General features: G+C 56.5%; 20 protein-coding genes and 1 pseudogene. 14 read left to right on the forward strand and 7 right to left on the reverse strand.

The window, feature by feature from the left end:
- Position 1: 1 nt before the first annotated feature.
- Positions 2 to 673 carry a DUF1190 family protein gene (locus K7R23_RS08645; RefSeq protein ID WP_012907624.1) on the reverse strand — a complete coding sequence of 224 codons (672 nt, stop codon included), beginning with the start codon at positions 671 to 673 and terminating at the stop codon, positions 2 to 4.
- 197 nt (positions 674 to 870) lie between these two features.
- The gene (tolC, locus tag K7R23_RS08650; RefSeq protein WP_012907623.1) at positions 871 to 2,352 is read right to left on the reverse strand and encodes an outer membrane channel protein TolC; all 1,482 of its coding nucleotides are present in this window, start codon (positions 2,350 to 2,352) and stop codon (positions 871 to 873) included.
- Between the two features lie 208 nt (positions 2,353 to 2,560).
- Here tolC and nudF point away from each other — a divergent pair, with 208 nt between their 5' ends.
- Genes nudF through parE form a run of 5 tightly spaced genes read left to right on the forward strand, consistent with a single transcriptional unit; the run spans position 2,561 to position 6,966 of the window.
- Positions 2,561 to 3,193, forward strand: a complete 633-nt coding sequence (gene nudF / locus K7R23_RS08655) for an ADP-ribose diphosphatase (RefSeq protein WP_012907622.1) — start codon at positions 2,561 to 2,563, stop codon at positions 3,191 to 3,193.
- Positions 3,190 to 3,612, forward strand: a complete 423-nt coding sequence (locus K7R23_RS08660; RefSeq protein WP_012907621.1) for a DUF1249 family protein — start codon at positions 3,190 to 3,192, stop codon at positions 3,610 to 3,612. The genes nudF and K7R23_RS08660 overlap by 4 nt, the downstream gene beginning before the upstream one ends.
- A 24-nt stretch (positions 3,613 to 3,636) precedes the next feature.
- Entirely contained in the window at positions 3,637 to 4,464 is an 828-nt protein-coding gene (gene cpdA, locus K7R23_RS08665; RefSeq protein WP_012907620.1) for a 3',5'-cyclic-AMP phosphodiesterase, read from the forward strand.
- Positions 4,464 to 5,045 (forward strand): esterase YqiA, encoded by a 582-nt coding sequence (gene yqiA / locus K7R23_RS08670; RefSeq protein WP_012907619.1) that lies wholly within the window; start codon positions 4,464 to 4,466, stop codon positions 5,043 to 5,045. The genes cpdA and yqiA overlap by 1 nt, the downstream gene beginning before the upstream one ends.
- A 28-nt stretch (positions 5,046 to 5,073) precedes the next feature.
- On the forward strand, positions 5,074 to 6,966 hold the full coding sequence (gene parE, locus K7R23_RS08675) for a DNA topoisomerase IV subunit B (RefSeq protein WP_012907618.1): 1,893 nt from the start codon (positions 5,074 to 5,076) through the stop codon (positions 6,964 to 6,966).
- 173 nt (positions 6,967 to 7,139) lie between these two features.
- On the opposite strand, the gene K7R23_RS08680 is transcribed toward parE, so the two are convergent.
- A complete protein-coding gene (locus K7R23_RS08680) occupies positions 7,140 to 7,991 on the reverse strand; it encodes a helix-turn-helix transcriptional regulator (RefSeq protein ID WP_012907617.1) in 852 nt (283 codons plus the stop codon).
- A 164-nt stretch (positions 7,992 to 8,155) separates the two neighbouring features.
- Here K7R23_RS08680 and K7R23_RS08685 point away from each other — a divergent pair, with 164 nt between their 5' ends.
- From K7R23_RS08685 to K7R23_RS08700, 4 genes and pseudogenes are all read left to right on the forward strand, one after another.
- Positions 8,156 to 9,976, forward strand: coding sequence for a DUF2264 domain-containing protein (locus K7R23_RS08685; protein ID WP_012907616.1), 1,821 nt, complete (start codon positions 8,156 to 8,158; stop codon positions 9,974 to 9,976).
- 33 nt (positions 9,977 to 10,009) lie between these two features.
- A pseudogene (locus K7R23_RS08690) lies at positions 10,010 to 11,277 on the forward strand (oligosaccharide MFS transporter).
- Positions 11,278 to 11,300: 23 nt separating this feature from the next.
- Positions 11,301 to 12,491, forward strand: coding sequence for a glycoside hydrolase family 88 protein (locus tag K7R23_RS08695; RefSeq protein ID WP_012907615.1), 1,191 nt, complete (start codon positions 11,301 to 11,303; stop codon positions 12,489 to 12,491).
- Positions 12,492 to 12,666: 175 nt separating this feature from the next.
- Positions 12,667 to 13,851, forward strand: a complete 1,185-nt coding sequence (locus tag K7R23_RS08700; RefSeq protein ID WP_012907614.1) for an aminotransferase-like domain-containing protein — start codon at positions 12,667 to 12,669, stop codon at positions 13,849 to 13,851.
- Between the two features lie 51 nt (positions 13,852 to 13,902).
- Here the strand turns inward: K7R23_RS08700 and K7R23_RS08705 are convergent, their stop codons facing one another.
- The 4 genes from K7R23_RS08705 to qseB all read right to left on the reverse strand — a co-directional run bounded on the left by K7R23_RS08705 (position 13,903) and on the right by qseB (position 16,943).
- Complete coding sequence (locus tag K7R23_RS08705) at positions 13,903 to 14,217, reverse strand: putative quinol monooxygenase (RefSeq protein ID WP_012907613.1); 315 nt, start codon at positions 14,215 to 14,217, stop codon at positions 13,903 to 13,905.
- 30 nt (positions 14,218 to 14,247) lie between these two features.
- Entirely contained in the window at positions 14,248 to 14,829 is a 582-nt protein-coding gene (locus tag K7R23_RS08710) for an NAD(P)H-dependent oxidoreductase (RefSeq protein ID WP_012907612.1), read from the reverse strand.
- Positions 14,830 to 14,934: 105 nt separating this feature from the next.
- Positions 14,935 to 16,287, reverse strand: a complete 1,353-nt coding sequence (gene qseC / locus K7R23_RS08715; protein ID WP_024132939.1) for a quorum sensing histidine kinase QseC — start codon at positions 16,285 to 16,287, stop codon at positions 14,935 to 14,937.
- Positions 16,284 to 16,943 carry a quorum sensing response regulator transcription factor QseB gene (qseB, locus tag K7R23_RS08720; RefSeq protein ID WP_012907610.1) on the reverse strand — a complete coding sequence of 220 codons (660 nt, stop codon included), beginning with the start codon at positions 16,941 to 16,943 and terminating at the stop codon, positions 16,284 to 16,286. The genes qseC and qseB overlap by 4 nt, the downstream gene beginning before the upstream one ends.
- Positions 16,944 to 17,094: 151 nt before the next feature.
- Between qseB and K7R23_RS08725 the strand changes: the two genes are divergently transcribed.
- From K7R23_RS08725 to K7R23_RS08745, 5 genes are all read left to right on the forward strand, one after another.
- Complete coding sequence (locus tag K7R23_RS08725) at positions 17,095 to 17,487, forward strand: YgiW/YdeI family stress tolerance OB fold protein (protein WP_024132938.1); 393 nt, start codon at positions 17,095 to 17,097, stop codon at positions 17,485 to 17,487.
- A gap of 130 nt (positions 17,488 to 17,617) precedes the next feature.
- Entirely contained in the window at positions 17,618 to 19,876 is a 2,259-nt protein-coding gene (gene parC / locus K7R23_RS08730; RefSeq protein ID WP_012907608.1) for a DNA topoisomerase IV subunit A, read from the forward strand.
- Between the two features lie 247 nt (positions 19,877 to 20,123).
- Positions 20,124 to 20,861, forward strand: a complete 738-nt coding sequence (plsC, locus tag K7R23_RS08735) for a 1-acylglycerol-3-phosphate O-acyltransferase (RefSeq protein WP_012907607.1) — start codon at positions 20,124 to 20,126, stop codon at positions 20,859 to 20,861.
- A gap of 76 nt (positions 20,862 to 20,937) precedes the next feature.
- Positions 20,938 to 22,350 carry a cell division protein FtsP gene (gene ftsP, locus K7R23_RS08740; RefSeq protein ID WP_012907606.1) on the forward strand — a complete coding sequence of 471 codons (1,413 nt, stop codon included), beginning with the start codon at positions 20,938 to 20,940 and terminating at the stop codon, positions 22,348 to 22,350.
- A 109-nt stretch (positions 22,351 to 22,459) separates the two neighbouring features.
- Positions 22,460 to 24,625, forward strand: coding sequence for a YgiQ family radical SAM protein (locus K7R23_RS08745; RefSeq protein ID WP_012907605.1), 2,166 nt, complete (start codon positions 22,460 to 22,462; stop codon positions 24,623 to 24,625).
- Positions 24,626 to 24,639 lie beyond the last annotated feature (14 nt).

Here is a 24,639-nt window from a genome sequence, read left to right on the forward strand (position 1 = left end):
ATCAACCACCCATCGAACGCGTGCTGGTGCCGCTGGCGCTACGCTGCATGGTGCTCTGTTTAGCGACAGATTCACCGAAGCCGCCGCGAGTAACGGTTGAGGTGGTGGCAGGCTTCGGCGCCATTGCGGTTTTCGGCACCGTCATGGTACGGCCCGGCGTTGCCGCGCCGTAGTTTTTGCCGCTCGCATCGGTATATTTGCCGTAGGCCGGGCTGGCCGGATTTTTCGAGCTGAACAGCGGCTGCTGGGCAAAGCCCGCGCCGCCGCCCATCATCCGGCCCATCATATAGCCCGCCATCAGCGGCATCCAGAAGCTGCCGCTGGACTGCTGCGCCTGCGCCTGACCTTCGGGGGCCATACCTGCCTGGGCGGGCGCCTGCTGGCACTGGCCTTCGCCGAACTCGGCGACGCAGTCCTCGCGGGAGGCGTATTTCGGCGCGGTGCGTTCAGCTTCTTTCAGGGCGTTGTTGTAAGCGGTGGTACACTCCGCGCTCTTGCCCGGATTGGCCGTCGAGCAGTCATCCGCATTCTGATACAGCGACACGGTTTCGTCGCTCTTTTCACAACCCGCCAGCATAAACACCGCGGTGACGGCTAACGCCACAGGCGTCAGATGACGTGCGCTCCAGTTTTTACGGAACGCAGCGTGTTTGATAGATTTTGTCCGTTTCATATTCGTCTTCCAGGACCCAGTGGTAATTACTGCTCAGGATAGAGGATGAGTGGTTGAAAATGAAGCGAGAAGGCGGCGGAATGTGAGGATCTTTACGTTGTCTTACGTTCAACGGCGGTTTAATGCCGGATGGCGGCTGCGCCTTATCGGGCCTACGAGAGTGTAGGCCCGATAAACGAAGCGCCATCGGGTAACGCTTAGTTGCGGAACGGATTACCGCTGTTGCCAGAGGAGGTTGTCGTCCGCGCGCTTGCAGGCTGTACGGCAGCAGCATTGCCGTTAAAGTTATCAACGGCGGAGTCCTGCTGCGGCGTTTCCGGCGCCACGCTGTCCGGGTTGGTCGGAATCGGTTTGCCCAGCGTATTGTTCAGCGCCAGCAGATCCTGCTCGTTCAGCGTACCCAGCGCTGATTTGATATTCAGCTGGTTAAGCAGGTAGTTATAGCGCGCATTGGCCAGCTGCTGCTTGGCGTTGTACAGCGTGGTGGTCGCATCCAGCACGTCGACGATCGTACGCGTACCAACGGAGTAACCGGCTTCCATCGCGTCCAGAGAGCTCTGGGCAGAGACTACCGCCTGTTTGTAGGCGTTAATGCTGCTGATGGAGGCGTTGATATTATTGAAAGAGGAACGCACGGTCTGCACGACGCTGCGGTGGGCGCTTTCCAGCTGCTCGCTCGCGCCGACAAAGTTGTACTGCGCCTGTTTGACCTGCGAGTTGACCATTCCGCCCTGATAAATCGGCAGCGAGAAGCTCAGACCGATTTTGTTCTGGCCCATGTTGCTGTCGTCATATTGTGAACCGGCAGCGCCGCGGGTTTTTGAACCGCTGTAGGAGGTGTCAGAGACGCCGGTAGAGGCGGTTAAATCCAGCGTCGGCAGATGGCCGTCCTGCGCCTGGCGAATCTGCTCGCGTGCCAGATCCTGCGTCAGACGGGCCTGCAACAGCGTTAAGTTACGGTTTTCCGCTTCTTTCAGCAGCGCGTTCACCGGCTGCGGCTTGTCGGTTTTAAAACTGTCGACGTTCAGCGACGCCAGTTCCGGATAATAGTTGCCGGTGACCTGACGCAGTTCTTCCACCGCATTGTCGAGATCGTTACGCGCGGTCACTTCGTTCGCCAGGACGGTGTCATACTGTGAGCGGGCGTTCTGCACGTCGGTGATTGCCACCAGACCCACGTTGAAACGTTGCGTGGTTTGATCCAACTGACGGTAAATCGCCTCTTTCTGCGCCTGGGTGTAAGAGAGAACGTCAATGGCGTTCAAGACTCTGAAATAGGCGCTGGCGGTGTTTAAGATCAGCGTTTGCTGGTCTGTCTGGTAAGTGACATCCTGAATGCCGGCTGATTTTTCCTGCAGGGTCAGCGCGCGCCATTTCGACATGTCGAAAAGCGTCTGGGTCAATTGCAGAGAGGCGCTGGTGGCGTTAGAGTTTACGCCGTTAGCGTCACGAAAGCCGTTGCTGTAGGTGTAATCGGCACCTAAACCCAACTGAGGCAGTAAAGGACTACGCGCTTCGTTAATTTTTTCGAATGCAGCATCGCGATCGGCAGCGGATTTACGTAGTTCCGGGTTGCTCAGGCGTGCTTGCTGATAAACTTGCATCAGGTTCTCTGCCTGGCTCAGTGTGCTGAACCCCGACAGGCTCAGGCCGATAAGGATGGGGAGCAATTTCTTCATTTGCATTCCTTGTTGTGAAGCAGTATTTAGCGCTGATCAAATTGTAAAAATAATTGCCGATTCTAGCAGAATCCGCCACTGCAAAAAGTTGGCGTTCTGTGCCATCAGGCGTTAATTTGCACCAATTTACCACAAGGTTGCGGAAACAGCAGGCTAACGCCCTTGAAATTCACATTTAAATCACTATTGGTACAGAACGGACGGCACAATGCGTAAATCAGACAACTCGCCAGTAACTTTCACCAAAAACGATGTAGAAATTATTGCACGTGAAACGCTTTACCGCGGTTTTTTTTCGCTGGATCTGTACCGCTTTCGCCACCGCTTATTCAACGGCGAGATGAGTCAGGAGGTGCGCCGCGAAATTTTTGAGCGCGGTCACGCCGCTGTCTTGCTACCCTTTGACCCTGAGCGCGACGAAGTGGTGCTGATTGAACAGGTGCGCATCGCGGCTTATGACACCAGCGATACGCCGTGGCTGCTGGAGCTGGTGGCAGGGATGATTGAAGAGGGCGAAACCGTCGAAGAGGTGGCCCGCCGCGAGGCGATGGAGGAGGCCGGCATCATGGTGAAACGGACGAAACCGGTGCTCAGCTATCTGGCAAGCCCCGGGGGCACCAGCGAACGCTCGTCAATTATGGTGGGTGAAGTGGACGCCACGACCGCGAAGGGGATTCACGGTCTGGCTGATGAAAACGAAGATATTCGGGTTCATGTGGTAAGCCGGGAGCAGGCTTACCAATGGGTTGTGGAGGGGAAAATTGATAACGCGGCTTCTGTCATCGCCCTGCAATGGCTACAGCTGCACTATAAAGAGTTAATACACGAGTGGAAAAAATGAAGCGCTATACACCTGACTTCCCGGAAATGATGCGTCTTTGCGAAACCAATTTTTCGCAATTACGCCGCCTGCTGCCGCGCAATGACGCACCCGGCGAAACGGTAAGCTATCAGGTAGGAAACGCACAATATCGCCTGACGGTCGTTGAATCGACCCGATACACTACGCTTGTCACTATCGAGCAGACGGCGCCGGCTATCACCTACTGGAGCCTGCCGTCGCTGACCGTACGCCTCTATCATGACGCGATGGTGGCCGAAGTGTGTTCAAGCCAGCAGATCTTTCGCTTTAAAGCGCGGTATGATTACCCAAATAAAAAGTTGCATCAACGCGACGAAAAGCATCAAATTAATCAGTTTTTGGCCGACTGGCTAAGATACTGTTTAGCACATGGAGCGATGGCGATTCCGGTTTACTAGCGTCGTGAAACCTAAGGACACCATTTGGAAAGCCTGTTAAACCTTCCTCTGGCTGGTGAGGCCAGAGTCAGGATCTTACAAATTACCGATACTCACCTGTTTGCCGAGAAGCACGAAACGCTGTTGGGCGTGAATACCTGGGAGAGCTACCAGGCCGTGCTGGAGGCGATTCATGCCGACGGGCAGGAATACGATCTGATCGTGGCGACAGGCGATTTAGCGCAGGATCAAACCGCTGCGGCCTACCAGCATTTTGCGGAGGGCATCGCAAGCTTCCGCGCGCCCTGCGTCTGGTTGCCGGGCAACCATGACTTTCAGCCCGCGATGTACAGCGCGCTTCAGGAGGCGGGGATCTCTCCGGCCAAGTGCGTTATGGCGGGCGAACACTGGCAAATTCTGCTTCTCGACAGTCAGGTTTTTGGCGTGCCTCACGGCGAACTGAGCGAATTCCAGCTCGAGTGGCTGGAAAATAAGCTGGCCGCAGCGCCGGAACGCTACACCCTTCTGCTTTTACATCATCATCCTATGCCGGCAGGATGCAGCTGGCTTGATCAGCACAGCCTGCGTAATGCCGCGGAGCTGGACAGCGTGCTGGCGAACTACCCGCGCGTGACGCATCTGCTTTGCGGGCATATCCATCAGGATCTGGATGTCGACTGGAATGGACGCCGCCTGCTGGCGACGCCGTCAACCTGCGTCCAGTTCAAACCGCACTGCGCCAACTTTACCCTCGACACCATCAGTCCGGGCTGGCGCACGCTGGAGCTGTTTGCCGACGGTACGCTGCAAACGGACATCTGCCGTTTACAGGGCGACGCGTTTCGGCCTGATACCGATTCCGAAGGTTACTGATGTCGACGCTTCTTTACCTTCACGGCTTCAATAGTTCACCCCGTTCGGCGAAAGCCTGCCTGCTGAAAGCGTGGCTGCGTGAACAGCATCCCGGCGTGGAGATGATTGTGCCGCAGCTGCCGCCCTATCCGGCCGACGCCGCGGAAATGCTGGAATCTATCGTGCTGGAGCACGGCGGGGCGCCGCTGGGCGTTGTCGGCTCTTCTCTGGGCGGTTATTATGCGACCTGGCTGTCGCAATGCTTTATGCTGCCTGCCGTTGTGGTTAATCCGGCGGTACGGCCCTTTGAATTGTTGACGGACTACCTGGGCCAGAACGAGAACCCCTGGACGGGGCAGCAATATGTGCTAGAGTCTCGTCATATTTACGATCTTAAAGTCATGCAGATTGACCCGCTGGAAGCGCCGGATCTTATCTGGCTGCTGCAACAGACGGGGGATGAAGTACTGGATTACCGCCAGGCGGTGGCGTATTACGCCTCCTGCCGACAGACAGTCATTGACGGCGGCTGCCACGCATTCACGGGCTTCGAAGATTATTTCAACCAGATTGTCGATTTCCTTGGACTGCACAGTTGCTGACAATCATTTCGAATTGCTATTAAACACCATGACGCAAAGTTATAACGCTGATGCCATTGAGGTACTCACTGGGCTTGAGCCGGTGCGCCGCCGCCCAGGGATGTACACCGATACCACCCGCCCCAATCATCTTGGGCAGGAAGTGATTGATAACAGTGTTGATGAAGCACTGGCGGGCCACGCGAAACGCGTGGACGTGATTTTACATGCCGATCAATCGCTGGAAGTCATTGATGACGGGCGCGGTATGCCTGTAGATATTCATCCGGAGGAGGGTGTCCCGGCGGTTGAGCTGATCCTCTGCCGCCTGCACGCGGGCGGTAAGTTCTCCAACAAGAACTACCAGTTCTCCGGCGGTCTGCACGGGGTCGGGATCTCAGTGGTGAACGCCCTGTCGAAGCGCGTGGAGGTCAACGTGCGCCGCGATGGTCAGGTGTATAACATTGCGTTTGAAAACGGTGAGAAAGTCCAGGATCTCCAGGTCGTCGGCACCTGTGGCAAACGCAATACCGGCACCAGCGTACACTTCTGGCCGGATGAATCCTTCTTCGATAGCCCGCGTTTTTCTGTCTCCCGCTTAACGCACGTGCTGAAAGCGAAAGCGGTGCTGTGCCCTGGCGTCGAAATCACTTTCAAGGATCTGGTCAACAACAGTGAACAGCGCTGGTGCTACCAGGATGGGCTGAACGACTACCTGGGCGAGGCGGTCAACGGCCTGCCGACTCTGCCTGAAAAACCGTTTATCGGCAATTTCGAAGGCGATACGGAAGCGGTCGACTGGGCGCTGCTCTGGCTACCGGAAGGCGGCGAGCTGCTGACCGAAAGCTACGTCAACCTGATCCCCACCATGCAGGGCGGGACGCACGTTAACGGTCTGCGTCAGGGGCTGCTCGACGCGATGCGCGAGTTCTGCGAATACCGCAATATTCTGCCGCGCGGCGTGAAGCTGTCGGCGGAAGATATCTGGGACCGCTGCGCCTACGTGCTTTCGGTGAAGATGCAGGATCCGCAGTTTGCCGGTCAGACCAAAGAACGCCTCTCTTCGCGTCAGTGCGCGGCGTTCGTCTCCGGGGTGGTGAAAGACGCCTTTACCCTGTGGCTGAATCAGAACGTTCAGTCCGCTGAAATGCTGGCGGAAATGGCGATTGCCAGCGCCCAGCGTCGACTGCGCGCGGCGAAGAAAGTGGTGCGTAAAAAGCTGACCAGCGGACCGGCGCTGCCGGGAAAACTGGCGGACTGTACCGCCCAGGATCTGAACCGGACCGAGCTGTTCCTTGTGGAAGGGGACTCGGCGGGCGGGTCGGCGAAACAGGCGCGCGATCGGGAATATCAGGCGATCATGCCGCTCAAAGGGAAGATCCTTAATACCTGGGAAGTCTCCTCTGATGAGGTGCTGGCCTCGCAGGAGGTTCACGATATCTCGGTGGCGATCGGTATCGATCCGGACAGCGAGGATCTGAGCCAGCTGCGCTACGGTAAGATCTGCATTCTTGCGGATGCCGACTCCGACGGCCTGCATATCGCCACGCTGCTCTGCGCGCTGTTTGTGAAGCACTTCCGCACGCTGGTGAAGCACGGACACGTCTACGTTGCGCTGCCGCCGCTGTACCGTATCGATCTCGGCAAAGAGGTCTATTACGCCCTCACCGAAGAAGAGAAAGCGGGCGTGCTGGAGCAGCTCAAGCGTAAGAAAGGCAAGCCGAACGTTCAGCGCTTTAAAGGGCTGGGGGAGATGAACCCGATGCAACTGCGTGAAACGACGCTGGACCCGAACACCCGCCGCCTGGTGCAGCTCACCATCAGCGATGAAGACGATCAGCGTACCAACGCGGTGATGGATATGCTGCTGGCGAAGAAACGCTCCGAAGACCGCCGCAACTGGTTGCAGGAGAAAGGCGATCTCGCCGATATTGAGGCATAGTCCTTCGTCTTTGAAGCATGCCGCCATCCGGCAAATTGCCCGGTGGCGCTGACGCTTACCGGGCCTACGGGTTGATGTTGGCTGTGGGTCGCCCTCCGGCAAATTTGCCCGGTGGCGCTGCCGCTTACCGGGCCTACAGACTGGGGTTGGCTGTGGGCCGCCATCCGGCAATTTTATGCGGAATGCCTTTTTCGGTACTGTAACGGCGTCTCGCCAATCCCCTTGCCAAAAGCGCTGATGAAATAGGTCACATCCGAGAATCCCACCTGACCGGCAATTTCCCGCACGCTGGCTTTGCTGTGCAACAGCGCCTCGCAGGCTTTTCTGAGCCGTAAGGTATTGAGATACTCCAGAATGCTCTCGCCGGTTTCATAATGGAAACGGCGTGAAACGTAACTTTTTGATTTGCCGATTTCGGCTGCCAGCGCATCCAGACGGAATTTTCGCGTGTAGTTTTCATCAAGCCAGAACATCACCTGACTGGCGATCCCGCTGTCGATCTCCTGCATACTGTGCCTGTCTTCGGGCAACATGCTGAGAAGATTCAACAACAGGCAGGCAACGTGCTCGGCGTTCAGCGGCTTGCGCGTGCTCAGGCTCTCATAGCGACTGAACAGAAAATCGATATGCCGGTGGATCTCCGCAGCATCAATCACCCAGGCTTCGCTGCCGCGGGCGCTGAGCTTTTGCAGACGCTGCTGGCTGAGCGGAAAATCGCGCAGTACCTTGAGCACCGCGTGCTGATCGAGATGAATAATGGTGCGCCGGTAGCGATCCTGCGCCTGCTCGTCGACCATGATTTTATGCAGCGTAAACGGTGGAAAAAAGAACATTCGTCCCGGTCGCATGGTGTACTGCTTATGATCGACCGTAACCACGCCGAACCCGTCTTCCACATACAGCACTTCCAGACACTGATGCCAGTGGTGATAGCGAACCGTATTAGCAAACAGCCGACTGAATGACGCAATAGCGTCATTCAGCGTGATCAGTTCCAGATGTTCTGCATTCAGCGTGAGGTTCATAGTGCAACCAATTTAAATTTTTATCGGCCTGATTTCATTTATAAACCCTTTTTTTAAATTTTCTCAATAGCTGTTTTATTGCGCGTTCAAGGGTGTGACTGAGCTAACATTTCCGCTTCGCCGCCATTCACTATGATTTGGCCTCTTAATCTGGAGGACAGGCTATGTGGTCGGCTGCTGAAGAAACATCAAATCCTTTGTCATCCCGCGAAGACGTAACGCGAGCCGTTAATGACATCTTAAGCGCGCTGGATAAGCAGTTTCCGGCGGGGCAGGCGCAGTTTTCGCTGGGGGACACCTGCGCGCATTACAGTGTGGATATCGCCTGCATGGAGGGCCTTTCCCGCGCGCTGTGGGGACTGTTTCCACTGCTGGCTGGCGGCGCGGAAGTCCCGTTTGCGGATAAATATATTCAGGCGATTAAGCTCGGCACCGATCCGCAAAGTCCGCATTACTGGGGCGATACCGGTCCTTACGATCAGCGTCTGGTGGAGATGGCCGCTTACGGTCTTGGCCTTGCCCTGTTGCAGAGGCGTCTGACCGATGCGTTCAGCGCAGCCGAGCGGGAAAATCTGCATCGCTGGCTGAATCAGATTACCGACGCGCAAATGCCCGACAGCAACTGGAACTATTTCGCCATTATCGTCCAGCTCGGCTTCATGCGCGCCGGTTTGCCGTTCGATCAGGACGCCATCGACCGCCGTTTTGCAATGATGGAGGCGTACTATCTGGGCGACGGCTGGTACTCCGACGGTCCGGGACGGCCAAAGGATTATTACATCTCCATGGCCTTCCATTTTTACGGCCTGCTGTACGCCACGCTCAATCCGCAGGATGCCGAACGCGCCGCCACGCTGCGTGAACGCTCACGGCTGTTTGCGCAGGATTTTATCTATATGTCGGCGGCGGACGGCGCCTCGGTGCCGTTTGGCCGCAGCCTGACCTATCGCTTCGCGATGGTGGCGTTCTGGAGCGCGGCGGCTTTTGCCGATCTCGATGTTTTCTCGCCGGGGGTGATCAAAGGGATTATTCTGCGCCATCTGCGCTGGTGGCAACAGCAGCCTGTTTTCGATCGCGATGGCATCCTGACGCTGGGTTTTGCCTACCCGAATCTGGCGATGTGCGAAGACTACAACTCGCCGGGCTCTCCCTACTGGGCGCTGAAGGTATTTCTGATCCTTGCCCTGCCGTCGACGCATCCGTTCTGGCAGGCGGACGAGCTGCCGCTTCCCACGCTTGCCGAAACGCGGGCAATGCCCCATGCCGGACAAATAGCGCAGCACAGCGAGCGCTCCGATCACGTCACCCTGCTGACCTCCGGCCAGCTTGAGCTGAATAACTACGTCAATACCGAAGCCAAATACACCAAATTCGCCTATTCCAGCCGCTTTGGTTTCACCATCGAACGCGGACGATACGGCATTAAACATGCGGCGTGCGATTCAATGCTGCTGCTGGCGGACGGAGACAATTACTACCGTGGCCGACGCGACTGCGAGATGGTGCGGGTGGATGAAAATGCGATTTTCTCCCGCTGGTCGCCGTGGCATGACGTCACCATCGATACCTGGCTTGCGCCATTTGGCGAGTGGCATATTCGTCTGCACCGCATCAACAGCGCCCGTATTTTACAGACGGTAGAGGGCGGATTTGCGGTGCAGAAAGCGGAGCACCAGCTGTACGAGCGCGGCTGTGTGATTACCGCCAGCAACGGCAGCAGCGCGATCGTCGATCTGTCGCCGGTTATTCATCGCCAGGCTGACAGCGTCGTTACCCCGCCAAACAGCAGCATTATGTTTGCCGAATGCGCCTCTGTACCGGTGCTCGCCGCAGAGATTGGGCAGGGAGAAAGCTGGCTGTGCTGTGCGGTGGCGGCCTCTGGCAAACCGAAAAATTATGCGGCGATCCCGCAGCTTGAACTCAACAATAACCAGGTCGTTATTCGCGAGCCTGGAAGCGCACGCCAGCTGTCGTTCGATTTATAAAAAACTGGCACTCTACACGTCGGCGAGGATGATATGAATAAACTGTCACTGAATAACAGAGTGGAATATTACAAAATCAGTAGTTTTATATTCCTCTATTTTTTTACCTGGTCAGCCAGTATTGGTCTGTTAGCGATTTGGCTGGGACAAAAAGCGCAGCTTAGCGGTACGGTGATTGGCACCGTGTTTGCGGTGAATGGTATCTTTTCGGTTATTCTGAAACCGATCTACGGCTATATTCTTGATAAAATCGGCATGAGCAAATATTTGCTCTATTTTGTCGTCATTATGTCCGCCCTGATGGCGCCGTTCTTTATTTACGTTTATCAGCCGCTGTTAATGTCCAGCACCATGCTGGGGATTATTATCGGCGCGATCTACCTGAGCTTTGCCTGGTATGCCGGCGTGGCGGCCTGTGAATCCTATTCCGATCGCTATAGCCGCCTCAACGGTATGGAGTTTGGCCAGATCCGCATGTGGGGATCGCTTGGCTGGGCGGTGGCTTCCTCCTTCTCTGGTCTGCTGTTCAACCTCTCTCCTGCGTATAACTTTATGCTCGGCAGCGTGGCGTCGGTGGTGATGCTGATCGTCCTGCTGAGCCTCAAGGTTAACGTCAATGCGGCCAACGCCGCCGAGGTGCTGACCAAAGAGAAAATCGCGCCGGCGGACGTGTATGCCCTGCTGCAGAATCGTAAATTCTGGGCCTTTTGCCTGTATGTCGCGGGCGTGGCGTGGATGATGTTTATCGCCGAGCAGCAGTTCTCCCGCTATTTCGTCACCTTCTTTTCCGACGTGCAGGAAGGGAATGCGGTGTTTGGTTATCTTGGCACCGTGCAGTCGGGCATGGAATTCGTCATGTATATGGTGATTCCGCTGTTCGTGAACTACGTCGGCGCGAAACGGGGCTGCTGATTGTGGGGGCGCTGGTAGGAGCGCGGCTGGTTATTTCCGGGCTGTGCGATTCCCATCTGTTAATTTCGGTGCTGAAGCCGCTGTACGGTCTGGAAATCTGTTTACTGTTGGTTTCGGTATTTAAATATATCGCCGAACATTTTGATAAACGCGTCAATGCCACCATGTATTTGCTGGGTTATCAGGCGATGCTGTATGTCGGTAACGTAGTCGTCTCGTCCCCTGCCGGATTAATGTATGACCGTATTGGTTTTGAGAAAACCTATATCATTATGGGTATTATCGCCCTGGTCTTTACGCTCATTTCCGCATTTACCCTGTCGGCATGTAAAAGTAAGCGCCGGAGCAATGCCGCGCTTGATATCGCTGAGAATAACGCTTCAAGATAAATTACGCATTAAGGAACCGAAATATGTTAAACCATATCGTTGAGGAGACGTTACGCGCCTTCCCTGGCAGCCCAATCGCTATGGGAGCATTTCAGGATCAAATGAATGGCGCGCGTCAGCATGTCCTTGAACTGATTAGCCGTCATTTAACGGAATTCGGTGAACAATTTCCCGCCGAAACCTGCGTTAAAGGCTATTACCCGTTAACCGACAACGTTGAATGGACTACCAGCTTCTGGACCGGGCAGCTCTGGCTGGCCTGGGAGATGAGCGGCGAAGCGACGTTCCGTGAACTGGCGGAAAAGCATGTGCGTTCATTCGGTCTGCGCATTGCCGGACGCCATGATACCAACACCCACGATCTCGGCTTTCTCTATACGCTTTCCTGCGTGGCGGCCTGGCGCCTGACGGGCAATCGCGATGCGCGCGGTTTTGCCCTGATGGCGGCGGAAGCGCTGCTGGAACGTTTTCATAAGAAGGCGCAGATCATTCAGGCGTGGGGCGATCTTAACGATCCGCAACAGGCCGGACGGATGATCATCGACTGCAATATGAACCTGCCGCTGCTCTACTGGGCCAGCGAGCAGACCGGCGACAGGCGTTTTGCCGAAGCGGCGAAGGCGCACGTGGCGCAGGCAGCGAAATATCTGATTCGTGAAGATACTTCTACATTCCATACTTACTATATGGATGTGGAAACCGGCGCGCCGCGCTATGGCAACACGCAGCAGGGCTACGCCGACGACTCGTGCTGGTCGCGCGGGCAGGCGTGGGGCATTTACGGCTTCTTGTTGAGCTACATCTACACCGGCGATAAAGAGATGGTCGCATTGTCGAAAAAGCTGGCGAACTACTTCCTCAACCGACTGCCAGACGATGCCGTTTGTCACTGGGATCTGGCGCTGGTGGGAACCGACGCGCTGCGCGACTCCTCCTCGGCGGCGATTGCGGTCTGCGGCCTGCTGGAGCTGATTAAACATCTGCCGGTCACCGATCCGGATCGCGAATGCTATCAGCAGTGGGCAATGGGGATAATGTCTTCGCTGACCTCGCACTACCTGATGGCGAAAGACGAGAAGGGCAACGGTTTACTGAAGCACTCGGTGTATCACCTGTCCAGCAATAAGGGTGTGGATGAGTGTGCGAGCTGGGGGGATTATTTCTATGTGGAAGCGCTGATGCGTTTCACCCAGTGCTGGAAGCTGTACTGGTAAGTTATTTCCGCGCCGGGAAGGGCCAGGCGCGGAAGAGACTTATTGATTCTGGTAGAGAGGTCTATTACGCTCAAGCGGAGGCGAGAACGCGGGGGCGCAACGTAATCTGGCGGGTATCGACAGGTGGATAGCTGATACCGGGGATGAACGCCAAAATACGTGATAAGGAAACAGCATGAACAACACACATCTCGCCCGCAACGTCGATGCGTTAAAGCCGTCGGCGATCCGCGAATTGTTAAAACACAGCAAAATGCCCGGCGTCATCTCTCTTGGCGGCGGGATCCCCAGCCCCGAACTGTTCGATAAAACCGGTCTTGAACTCGCCACCCATCAGATGATGGAAAATCAGTTTCTTGATGCCTTCCAGTATGGTCTGAGCGAGGGCTTTCCGCCTCTGCGCGAGGCTATCAGCCAGCTCTGTCGGGAGCGTGGCGTTGACTGCGCGGCGGATCGAATTTTGATCACCAACGGTTCCCAGCAGTCGCTGGATATTCTGGTCAGAACGCTGGTGAATCCGGGGGATAAGGTGGTGGTTGAGCGCCCGACCTATCTTGCCGCCTTGCAGGTTCTACAGTTGTCGCAGGCCGATATTCTGTCGGTGGGCACCGACAAGGACGGCATGATCGTTGACGAGCTGGAGCAGCTGTTGCAGCGCCATACGATTAAAGCGCTGTATGTCGTGCCGACCTTTGGCAATCCGGGGGGCGTGGTGCTGAGCGAAGCGCGTCGTCGCAAGCTGGTACAGCTGGCGAAACAGCACGATTTCGTGATTATCGAAGACGATCCCTACGGTGAAATTAACTTCACTGACCAGCACTGGAAACCGCTGTTCCGGCACGCTGCGGAAGCGGGCTGCGCCGGGCATGTGATTTATACCTCGACCTTCTCTAAAATTCTGGCGCCGGGCCTGCGGGTGGGCTGGGTGGTATTGCCGGAGTGGATCAGCCAAAAAGCGACCATCGTGAAGCAGGCGACCGATCTGCATACCAGCGCGCATTCGCAGGCGATGGCCGCCAGCTATCTGTCGCTGGGACGGCTGGCGGAGCAGATTACGCTAATCCGTCAGGCTTATCGCGAGAAGTGTTATGTACTGGCGGATATGATGCGCAGCGAACTGGACGAACATATCACTTTCCATATGCCGCAGGGCGGGATGTTTCTGTGGGCGACCTTCCGTCACGATTTTGACGCCACGGCCTGGCTTTCCCGTACCTTAGAGGAAAAAGTTGTCTATGTGCCGGGGGAATTTTTCTACAGCGATAACCCGGACAAGCGCACGCTACGACTCTCTTTTGCCACGCCGACGATGGCTGAACTGGAAGAAGCGGTGCGCAGACTGAAAAGAGCGTTGCCTTAAGGCACCGCCGCCGGGTCGTCGTTCTTGCCGACCCGGCATGACGCAGAACGCTTAGATTCCGGATTCCAGAATACGGATATTCATCTCCAGCACGTCGCCCTTCACCGCTTCGCTATACGCTTTCATATGCGGGGTTTGCAGGTGTGCCTCAAGGTGCGCAATGCTTTCCCACTGTTCAATCATCACGATTGAGTCAGGCGCGGTGGTCTGGAAGCTGACGCCTGCGGCGTGATCCACCATCGGCGCGTAGCCGTGGCAGCCTTCTTCTTTCAGTACGGTTGGAACGATTTTCGCAAACTGTTCCAGCACCGCCTGGCGGTGATGTTGACCCGGACGGGTACGAATTTCAGCAATCACTGTAAGCATGGTTAACTCCTTCTAATTCCAGGCTACCAGTTAACCAAAAATCGCGGTCAGATGCTCGCGATATTCTGCAAGATAACGCGGAACGTCCGGCATTTTGATCACGTCATTGGCGATAAAGGTCGGCAGCGCTTCCATACCGAGGAACTGATTCGCCTTATGGAACGGCAGATAAACGCCGTCAACGCCCACGCCGTGGAAGAACTGATCTTTCTCGGTAAAGGCTTCCATCGGCGCGTTCCAGGTCAGCGACAGCATATATTTTTTGCCCTGAATCAGGCCGCCGGAGCCATATTTTTTCGTGGCGTCGGAACGGGTACGGCCATCGCTGGCGTACAGCGTACCGTGGCCTTCGGTAAAGACATCATCAATGTATTTTTTCACCGTCCACGGCGCGCCCATCCACCAGCCTGGCATCTGCCAGATCACCACGTCGGCCCAGACGAAGTTCTGGACTTCTTCTTTCACATCGTATTCGCCGTCTGCGCGCACAATGCGAACATCATGCCCGAGGCCGCGCAGCGTGCCGTCCGCGACTTCGGTCAGAGTGTCGTTCAGCTGTCCGTTAGAGTGAGCGAATTTTTTCGCGCCGTTGATAATCAGGATGTTGCTCATTATTTGTCCTCTGCAAAATGCGTTTGAGGCTAATTCTACGCCTGCAGACGGGACGGAGAAATGAGAAAAATGTACAAAGTCTTTTGCTGCTGGTGCAATAATTCGCTATTTCCATCTCACCGTGGCTTCAAATCCTCCCTCCGGCAGATTGCCAAACGACAGCGTCATGCCGTGCAGCGCGGCAATACGGCGCACAATCGATAATCCCAGACCGCTGCCGGTAACATGTTGACCGGGCGGGCGGTAAAAACGTTCGCCGATGCGGTCCAGCGCTTCCGGCGTCACGCCGGGGCCGTTATCTCTGACCGTAAAGTGGTCAGCATTCAGGGTGACGCAGACAATACTGCCGCGCGGGCTGTAGCGAATGGCGTTATCCAGCAGATTGCGCGCCAGCAGGCTGAGCAGAAGCGGCTGGCCCGTGCGCTTCACGTCGCGGGCGTTAATGTGCAGCCGCACGTCAATATCCGTCTGCTGTGCGGCATGGTATATATCCATCACCGCCGATTGCAGCAGCTCGTCCAGGGCGACCGTCGTCACATCCTGCAGATTATCCAGCGAGTCGAGACGGGAAAGGGTTAGCAGCTGATCGACCAGACGGGTGGCGCGATCGATCCCGGTATGCAGCTGCGCCAGCGCCTTCGCGCGCGCCTGCGGATCGTCGTCAGATAGCTGTGCCACGTCGGCCTGCACCTTGAGGGCCGCCAGCGGGCTACGCAGCTCATGGGCCGCGTCAGAGGTGAAGCGCCGTTCGCGCATCATCATTTTATGCGTGCGGGCAAAGAGCTGGTTAAGGGAGTCGATCAGCGGGCGCACCTCGCTCGGCACCCCCTGCGCGCTGAGCGGTTCGCTGGATTCCGGGTCGCGTAAACGCAATGCGCCAGCCATTTTCTTCAGCGGCTTAAGTTCTCGGTGCAGCAGTATAATCAATAACAGCAGCATCAGCGGCAGCGCGATAAGCGACGGTACCAGCTGGGCGATAACGATCGCCAGCGCCATATCTTCACGATATTCCCACTCCTGGCCGACCACAATGCGATACTTGCCGTCCGCAGAAGTCAGCCAGACAAAGCGCCACGGATCGTCGTCGTCGTCCAGTTGACCATCGTCAAATCCCTCCCGGCGATAGTTGTAGGGAATATATTGCCCGTTATCGCCGTCGTGCAGCACCATCTTGCCGTCGAGGGTGTAGATGGCAAAAACCAGCACGTCATCGTCAATATGGCCGTGCTTAAACTTTTTCGGCGTGCGGGCCATTCGCTCAGGGGCCTTCAGTTCATCCAGATCCAGCGTCACCAGCCGTTTGGCGAACAGCATCAGCTGGGTGTCAAACAGTTCGTCCACGTTGTCGGTGGTTTGCTTCCAGGCGACAAAGCTTGAGGCCACCCATGTAATGGCCGCCAGAATCAGAAAGATGAGGGTAAGCCTGACGCGCAGGCTAAGACGCTGAGTCACTTTTATGCCTCGCTAAGGGTATAGCCGATGCCGTGAACGGTACGAATAAAATCGCTGCCCAGCTTACGGCGCAGATGGTGGACGTGAACCTCAACGGCGTTGCTGGTCACCTCTTCGTCCCAGTTATAGAGCTTTTCTTCAATAAGTTTACGCGGCAGCACTCGCCCTTTATTACGCATTAACAGTTCAAGTAGCGCGAACTCTTTTGGCTTAAGCGCTAAGGCGCTGCCGTTCAGCGCGGCGACCCGGTTACCGGGATTGAGCGTTACCTGTCCGTGGCATAGTTCGCTGCTGGCCTGGCCGCTGGCGCGGCGCATTAACGCCTCCAGCCTGGCGGCAACCTCAATAAGCGCGAAGGGCTTACAGAGATAATCGTCCGCGCCGAGGCGCAAGCCTTCGACCCGCTGCGCCAGCGCATCGCGCGCGGTCAGTATCAATACCGGCTCACGTTTACCCTGTTCGCGCCAGTCGCGCAGAATGTCGCGCCCGTCCATTCCCGGCAGCGACAGGTCGAGGATCACCGCGTCATACGGCGCGCTATGCAGCGCTTCCTTCCCCTGACGACCGTCGGTGAACCAGTCGACGCAAAAGCCCATTTTACTCAGACCTGTTTTAATGCCATCGCCAATCAACGCATCATCTTCAATCAGTAAAATTCGCATCTTTTCATCCCAGGGTCGGATTCACTCAGGGCAAGTAAACCCCGTTGCCGCCCGCAATGTACAGAAAAAAATAAATCTTTTTTTTGCCTTAAGAAGTCGTTAAGGATTCACTTATTTAATGGATGCAAAAGACGAGAAGGGAGAAATGAACATGAAAAAATCAGCTGCAATTTTTGCCGTTCTGGTACTCAGTACTGCACCGGCTATCGCGGTCCAGCAGGGCGGTTTTTCCGGCCCGACCGCCACACAAACCCAGGGCGGCGGCTTCGTCGGACCTAACGGGAGCAGCGCGACGGTAGAAAGCGCAAAATCGCTGCGCGATGACACCTGGGTAACGCTGCGCGGCAATATCGTCGAGCGTATTTCCGATGACCTCTATTTGTTCAAAGATGGTACGGGCTCTATTAATGTCGATATTGATCATAAGCGCTGGTACGGCCTGACGGTCACGCCGCAGGATACCGTCGAAATTCAGGGCGAAGTGGATAAAGACTGGAATTCCGTTGAAATCGACGTGAAGCAAATCAGGAAAGTCAGTAAATAATCCCCATCAGGGCCGCGTTCGCGGCCCTTTTCTTTGTGACTCAACGCGTCAGATAAGGTAGTATCTGCGGCAATATTGCCTGAAAAGATACCGGGTATCTGGCGGGCTTACAGTTGAGGAATCACGATTAATGAGCGATATGGCAGAGCGCCTTGCGCTGCATGAATTCACGGAAAACGCCTATCTGAATTACTCCATGTACGTCATCATGGACAGGGCGCTACCGTTTATTGGCGATGGTCTGAAACCCGTTCAGCGTCGCATCGTTTACGCGATGTCAGAGCTGGGGCTGAACGCCAGCGCCAAATTTAAAAAATCCGCCCGTACCGTCGGCGACGTGCTGGGTAAATACCACCCGCACGGCGACAGCGCCTGCTATGAAGCGATGGTGCTGATGGCGCAGCCGTTCTCTTACCGTTACCCGCTGGTCGACGGGCAGGGGAACTGGGGGGCGCCTGACGATCCGAAATCCTTCGCGGCGATGCGTTATACCGAATCGCGCCTGTCGAAGTATGCGGAAGTGCTGCTGGGCGAACTGGGGCAGGGCACCGCTGACTGGGTGCCGAACTTTGACGGTACGCTGCAGGAACCGAAAATGCTGCCCGCCCGTTTGCCGAACATTCTGCTTAACGGCACCACCGGTATCGCGGTCGGCATGGCGACCGATATTCCGCCGCACAACCTGCGGGAAGTGGCGAAAGCCGCCATCACCCTGATTGAAAAGCCGAAAACCACGCTGGATGAGCTGCTGGAGATCGTGCAGGGGCCGGACTTCCCGACCGAAGCGGAAATTATTACTCCGCGCGCTGAAATCCGTAAAATTTATGAAAACGGGCGCGGCTCGGTGCGTATGCGCGCGGTCTGGACCAAAGAAGACGGCGCGGTGGTGATTACCGCGCTGCCGCACCAGGTGTCCGGCGCGAAGGTGCTGGAGCAAATCGCCGCCCAGATGCGCAATAAAAAGCTGCCGATGGTGGACGATCTGCGTGACGAGTCCGACCACGAAAACCCGACCCGCCTGGTGGTGGTGCCGCGTTCCAACCGCGTGGATATGGAGCAGGTGATGAACCACCTGTTCGCCACCACCGATCTGGAAAAAAGCTACCGTATTAACCTGAATATGATCGGCCTGGACGGTCGCCCGGCGGTGAAAAATCTGCTGGAGATCCTCACCGAATGGCTGGCGTTCCGTCGCGATACCGTGCGTCGTCGCCTGAACTACCGTCTGGAGAAAGTCCTGAAGCGCCTGCATATCCTGGAAGGTTTGCTGGTAGCGTTTCTCAACATCGACGAAGTGATTGAGATCATCCGTACGGAAGATGAGCCGAAACCGGCGCTGATGTCGCGCTTTGGCATCACGGAAACCCAGGCTGAAGCGATCCTCGAGCTGAAACTGCGACATCTCGCCAAACTTGAAGAGATGAAGATCCGCGGTGAACAGGATGAGCTGGAGAAAGAGCGCGATCAGCTGCAGGGGATCCTCGCCTCTGAACGTAAAATGAACACCCTGCTGAAAAAAGAGTTACAGGCGGATTCCGACGCCTATGGCGACGACCGTCGTTCGCCGCTGCATGAGCGCGAAGAAGCCAAAGCGATGAGCGAGCACGATATGCTGCCGTCTGAGCCGGTGACCATCGTGCTGTCGCAGATGGGCTGGGTGCGCAGCGCCAAAGGCCATGATATTGACGCTCAGGGACTGAACTACAAAGCGGGCGACAGTTATAAATCAGACGTCAAAGGCAAGAGCAACCAGCCAGTGGTGTTTATTGACACTACCGGACGCAGCTACGCCATTGACCCGATCACCCTGCCGTCGGCGCGTGGTCAGGGCGAGCCGCTGACCGGCAAGCTGACGCTGCCGCCGGGCGCTACCGTTGAGCATATGCTCATGGAAGCCGACGAGCGCAAGCTGCTGATGGCATCCGACGCGGGCTACGGCTTCGTCTGCACCTTTAACGATCTGGTGGCGCGTAACCGTGCGGGCAAAGCGTTGATTACGCTGCCGGAAAACGCGCACGTGATGCCGCCGGTGGTTATTGACGATGAAAGCGACATGCTGCTGGCGATCACCCAGGCCGGACGTATGCTGATGTTCCCGGTAAGCGATTTGCCGCAGCTGTCGAAAGGCAAGGGGAACAAGATCATCAACATTCCGTCGGCGGAAGCGCTGAAAGGCGAGGACGGTCTGGCGCATCTGTACGTTCTGCCGCCGCAGAGCACGCTGACCATTCACGTCGGTAAGCGTAAAATCAAGCTGCGTCCTGAAGAGTTGCAGAAGGTGACCGGTGAACGCGGTCGTCGCGGTACGCTGATGCGCGGCCTCCAGCGAATCGATCGCATTGACATTGATTCGCCGCGTCGCGCAAGCCAGGGCGACAGCGAAGAGTAAGATGTTTTTAAACGCCTGAAGGCGCCATCTGGCAATACCATCGTGCCGGATGGCGCTGCTACCACTTTCCGGCCTGCGGTTTTAATCATGCCGTCGGGCCGGATAAACATTAAAATTTCCCGTAAAACCGTTGTTTATTCGTCAATAGCGATTAACAATACAGTTTTCCAGAGAGCCACATTAACAATACCCTAACCTGATAGCAGGTGACGTAGAATCCCGGGCTCTTAGGCCTTCAGAGGTTGTTATGCTATTTATTTTTCGCTTTATTATTACCGTTATTTATTCCATTCTGGTTTGCGTTTTTGGATCGATTTACTGCCTGTTCAGCCCGCGTAATCCAAAACATGTCGCGACCTTTGGCCATATGTTTGGCCGCCTTGCGCCGCTGTTCGGTCTGAAAGTGGAATGCCGCAAACCTGCCGATGCCGAGAGCTATGGCAACGCCATCTATATCGCAAACCATCAGAATAATTTCGATATGGTTACCGCAGCGAATATCGTGCAGCCGCCAACCGTCACCGTGGGCAAAAAGAGCCTGCTGTGGATCCCATTTTTCGGCCAGCTCTACTGGCTGACGGGCAACCTGTTGATTGACCGCAATAATCGTGCGAAAGCGCATAGCACTATCGCTGAGGTGGTCAACCATTTTAAAAAACGCCGCATCTCTATCTGGATGTTTCCGGAAGGCACCCGTAGCCGTGGCCGCGGGCTGTTGCCGTTTAAAACCGGCGCGTTTCACGCCGCCATTGCCGCTGGCGTGCCGATTATTCCGGTTTGCGTTTCCAATACCTCGAATAAAATCAATCTAAATCGCCTGAAGAATGGTCTGGTGATCGTTGAGATGCTGCCGCCGGTGGACGTCAGCCAGTACGGAAAAGATCAGGTTCGCGAACTGGCTGCTCATTGCCGCGCGCTGATGGAGCAGAAGATTGCCGAGCTTGATCAAGAAGTCGCTGAGCGGGAAGCTGACGGAAAGATTTGATTCAGCTCGCGTTATTTTGCAGGAAGCAGGACACCCTTTTCTGCCCGTTATTTAGCCAGATTTACATGGAGCTTATATGTCACTCAGTCGGCGTCAGTTCATTCAGGCATCGGGAATCGCACTGTGCGCAGGCGCGGTTCCGCTGAGGGCAAAGGCTGCCGGTCAGCAACAGCCGCTGCCCGTTCCGCCGCTGCTGGAGTCCCGTCGCGGCCAGCCGCTATTTATGACGCTACAGCGGGCGCACTGGTCCTTTAGCCAGGGGACGCGCGCGTCCGTCTGGGGCGTCAACGGACGTTATCTCGGGCCGACGATTCGCGTCTGGAAGGGCGACGATGTAAAGCTTATTTACAGCAACCGCCTGACTGAAAACGTCTCTATGACCGTTGCCGGATTGCAGGTGCCGGGGCCGCTGATGGGCGGTCCGGCGCGAATGATGTCGCCGAATGCCGACTGGGCGCCGGTTCTGCCGATCCGCCAGAGCGCCGCCACGCTGTGGTATCACGCCAATACTCCCAACCGTACCGCCCAGCAGGTCTACAACGGGCTTGCCGGAATGTGGCTGGTGGAAGATGAGGTGAGTAAAACGCTGCCGATCCCGAATCACTACGGCGTGGATGATTTTCCGGTCATTATTCAGGACAAACGGCTGGATAACTTTGGCACGCCAGAGTACAGCGAGCCGGGAAGCGGCGGATTTATCGGCGATACGCTGCTGGTTAACGGCGCGCAAAGCCCCTACGTTGAGGTTTCCCGCGGCTGGGTGCGGCTGCGTTTACTGAACGCGTCCAACGCGCGCCGCTATCAGCTGCAAATGAGTGATGGCCGCGCGCTGCACGTTATCTCTGGCGATCAGGGGCTTTTGCCCGCGCCGGTTTCGGTGAAGCAGCTGTCGCTGGCGCCGGGCGAGCGCCGTGAAATCCTGGTGGATATGACCAACGGCGATGAGGTGTCGATCACCTGTGGCGAAGCGGCAGGCATCGTCGACAGGATCCGCGGTTTCTTTGAGCCGTCCAGCATCCTGATCTCGACGCTGGTGTTAACCCTGCGTCCTACCGGGCTGCTGCCGCTGGTGACCGACAGCCTGCCGATGCGCCTGCTGCCGAATGAAATCATCAGCGGCGCGCCGATTCGCAGTCGGGATATCAGCCTCGGCGACGATCCGGGCATTAACGGTCAGCTCTGGGACGTTAACCGCATTGATATTACCGCGCAGCAGGGGACGTGGGAGCGCTGGACGGTGCGCGCCGATATGCCGCAGTCGTTCCATATTGAAGGCGTCTCTTTCCTGGTGCGTAACGTCAACGGCGCTATGCCGTTCCCGGAAGACCGCGGCTGGAAAGATACCGTCTGGGTGGATGGTCAGGTTGAACTGCTGGTTTACTACGGGCAGCCTTCCTGGGCGCACTTCCCGTTCTACTTTAACAGCCAGACTCTGGAGATGGCCGATCGTGGATCTATCGGTCAGATTCTGGTGAATCCGGCGCCGTAACGCGCTGCCAGCTCGCCCGAAAGGGCGAGTGAATACCTTTCGATTTCTCTTACGTTCCGGCTTATAATCCCCGGCCTTTGATTATTTTTTTACCATTTTTGGAAGCACTATGAGCGCAATATCCCTGATCCAGCCAGACAGAGATCTCTTCTCCTGGCCTCAGTACTGGGCGGCCTGTTTTGGACCTGCTCCTTTTTTGCCGATGTCTCGCGACGAAATGGATCAACTTGGCTGGGATAGCTGCGACATTATTCTGGTGACGGGCGACGCGTATGTCGACCATCCGAGCTTCGGCATGGCAATTTGCGGACGTATGCTGGAAGCACAGGGCTTTCGCGTCGGCATCATCGCTCAGCCGGAGTGGAACAGCAAAGACGACTTTATGCGTCTGGGTAAACCCAATCTGTTCTTCGGCGTGACCGCAGGCAATATGGACTCGATGATCAACCGCTACACCGCCGATCGCCGCCTGCGCCATGACGATGCCTATACGCCGGATAACGTCGCGGGCAAGCGCCCGGACCGCGCCACGCTGGTTTACACCCAACGCTGCAAAGAGGCGTGGAAAGATGTCCCGGTCATTCTCGGCGGCATTGAGGCCAGCCTGCGGCGTACCGCGCATTATGATTACTGGTCCGATACCGTGCGCCGCTCCGTGCTGGTGGATTCCAAAGCCGATATGCTGATGTTCGGCAACGGCGAGCGTCCGCTGGTGGAAGTGGCGCATCGTCTGGCGATGGGGGAAACCATCGACCAGATCCGCGACGTGCGTAACACCGCGATTATGGTGAAAGAGGCGCTGCCGGGCTGGAGCGGCGTCGACTCCACCCGCCTCGACACGCCGGGCAAAATCGACCCGATCCCGCATCCGTATGGTGAAGATCTGCCGTGTGCAGATAACAAACCGGTCGTACCGGGTAAGCAGGCGGCTAAAGCCGTTACCGTGCAGCCGCCGCGTCCAAAACCGTGGGAAAAAACCTACGTACTGCTGCCCTCTTTTGAGAAAGTGAAGGGCGATAAGGTGCTTTACGCCCACGCTTCCCGCATTCTGCACCATGAAACCAACCCCGGCTGCGCGCGGGCGCTGATGCAAAAGCACGGCGACCGCTATGTCTGGATTAACCCACCGGCCATTCCGCTCTCCACCGAAGAGATGGACAGCGTGTTTGCGCTGCCGTACAAGCGCGTGCCGCATCCGGCCTACGGCAACCGCCGCATTCCGGCATATGAAATGATCCGTTTTTCGATCAATATTATGCGCGGCTGCTTTGGCGGCTGTTCGTTCTGTTCGATCACCGAGCACGAAGGGCGCATTATTCAGAGCCGCTCTGAAGATTCGATCATCAATGAGATTGAAGCAATCCGCGATACCGTGCCGGGCTTTACCGGCGTGATCTCCGATCTCGGCGGCCCGACGGCCAACATGTATATGCTGCGCTGTAAGTCGCCGCGCGCAGAGCAGACCTGCCGCCGTCTGTCGTGCGTCTATCCGGATATTTGTCCGCATATGGATACTAACCACGAGCCGACAATCAACCTGTACCGCCGCGCGCGCGATCTGAAAGGCATCAAGAAGATCCTCATTGCCTCCGGCGTGCGTTATGACATTGCGGTTGAAGATCCGCGCTACATTAAAGAGCTGGCGAGCCATCACGTCGGCGGCTATCTGAAGATCGCCCCGGAACATACCGAAGAAGGGCCGCTGTCGAAGATGATGAAGCCGGGCATGGGCAGCTATGACCGCTTCAAAGAGCTGTTCGATCTCTATTCGAAGCAGGCGGGCAAAGAGCAGTATCTGATCCCGTACTTTATCTCCGCGCACCCCGGTACGCGCGATGAAGATATGGTGAACCTGGCGCTGTGGCTGAAGCGCCACCGTTTCCGCCTCGATCAGGTACAGAACTTCTACCCGTCGCCGCTCGCTAACTCGACGACTATGTATTACACCGGTAAGAACCCGCTGGGTAAAATTGGCTATAAGAGTGAAGATGTGGTGGTGCCGAAGGGCGACAAGCAGCGCCGTCTGCACAAAGCGCTGCTGCGCTATCACGATCCGGCTAACTGGCCGCTGATCCGTCAGGCGCTGGAAGAGATGGGCAAGAAGCATCTGATCGGCGGACGCCGTGACTGTCTGGTGCCGGCGCCGACCATTGAAGAGATGCGTGAAGCGCGTCGTCAGAACCGCCATACCCGTCCGGCGCTGACCAAACATACGCCGGTAGCGCATCAGCGCCAGACCCCTGTCGCCCGTAAAAAACGCGGCCAGGCCGGATAAGCGTTAGCGCCTCC

The organism is Citrobacter rodentium NBRC 105723 = DSM 16636 (genome assembly GCF_021278985.1).
Classification (GTDB): Bacteria; Pseudomonadota; Gammaproteobacteria; order Enterobacterales; family Enterobacteriaceae; genus Citrobacter_A; species Citrobacter_A rodentium.

Coding starts and splice junctions, on each gene's coding strand:
- K7R23_RS08645 (WP_012907624.1), bottom strand. CDS start 673: ATGAAACGGACAAAATCTATCAAACACGCTGCGTTCCGTAAAAACTGG.
- tolC (WP_012907623.1), bottom strand. CDS start 2,352: ATGAAGAAATTGCTCCCCATCCTTATCGGCCTGAGCCTGTCGGGGTTC.
- nudF (WP_012907622.1), top strand. CDS start 2,561: ATGCGTAAATCAGACAACTCGCCAGTAACTTTCACCAAAAACGATGTA.
- K7R23_RS08660 (WP_012907621.1), top strand. CDS start 3,190: ATGAAGCGCTATACACCTGACTTCCCGGAAATGATGCGTCTTTGCGAA.
- yqiA (WP_012907619.1), top strand. CDS start 4,464: ATGTCGACGCTTCTTTACCTTCACGGCTTCAATAGTTCACCCCGTTCG.
- parE (WP_012907618.1), top strand. CDS start 5,074: ATGACGCAAAGTTATAACGCTGATGCCATTGAGGTACTCACTGGGCTT.
- K7R23_RS08680 (WP_012907617.1), bottom strand. CDS start 7,991: ATGAACCTCACGCTGAATGCAGAACATCTGGAACTGATCACGCTGAAT.
- K7R23_RS08685 (WP_012907616.1), top strand. CDS start 8,156: ATGTGGTCGGCTGCTGAAGAAACATCAAATCCTTTGTCATCCCGCGAA.
- K7R23_RS08695 (WP_012907615.1), top strand. CDS start 11,301: ATGTTAAACCATATCGTTGAGGAGACGTTACGCGCCTTCCCTGGCAGC.
- K7R23_RS08700 (WP_012907614.1), top strand. CDS start 12,667: ATGAACAACACACATCTCGCCCGCAACGTCGATGCGTTAAAGCCGTCG.
- K7R23_RS08705 (WP_012907613.1), bottom strand. CDS start 14,217: ATGCTTACAGTGATTGCTGAAATTCGTACCCGTCCGGGTCAACATCAC.
- K7R23_RS08710 (WP_012907612.1), bottom strand. CDS start 14,829: ATGAGCAACATCCTGATTATCAACGGCGCGAAAAAATTCGCTCACTCT.
- qseB (WP_012907610.1), bottom strand. CDS start 16,943: ATGCGAATTTTACTGATTGAAGATGATGCGTTGATTGGCGATGGCATT.
- K7R23_RS08725 (WP_024132938.1), top strand. CDS start 17,095: ATGAAAAAATCAGCTGCAATTTTTGCCGTTCTGGTACTCAGTACTGCA.
- parC (WP_012907608.1), top strand. CDS start 17,618: ATGAGCGATATGGCAGAGCGCCTTGCGCTGCATGAATTCACGGAAAAC.
- plsC (WP_012907607.1), top strand. CDS start 20,124: ATGCTATTTATTTTTCGCTTTATTATTACCGTTATTTATTCCATTCTG.
- ftsP (WP_012907606.1), top strand. CDS start 20,938: ATGTCACTCAGTCGGCGTCAGTTCATTCAGGCATCGGGAATCGCACTG.
- K7R23_RS08745 (WP_012907605.1), top strand. CDS start 22,460: ATGAGCGCAATATCCCTGATCCAGCCAGACAGAGATCTCTTCTCCTGG.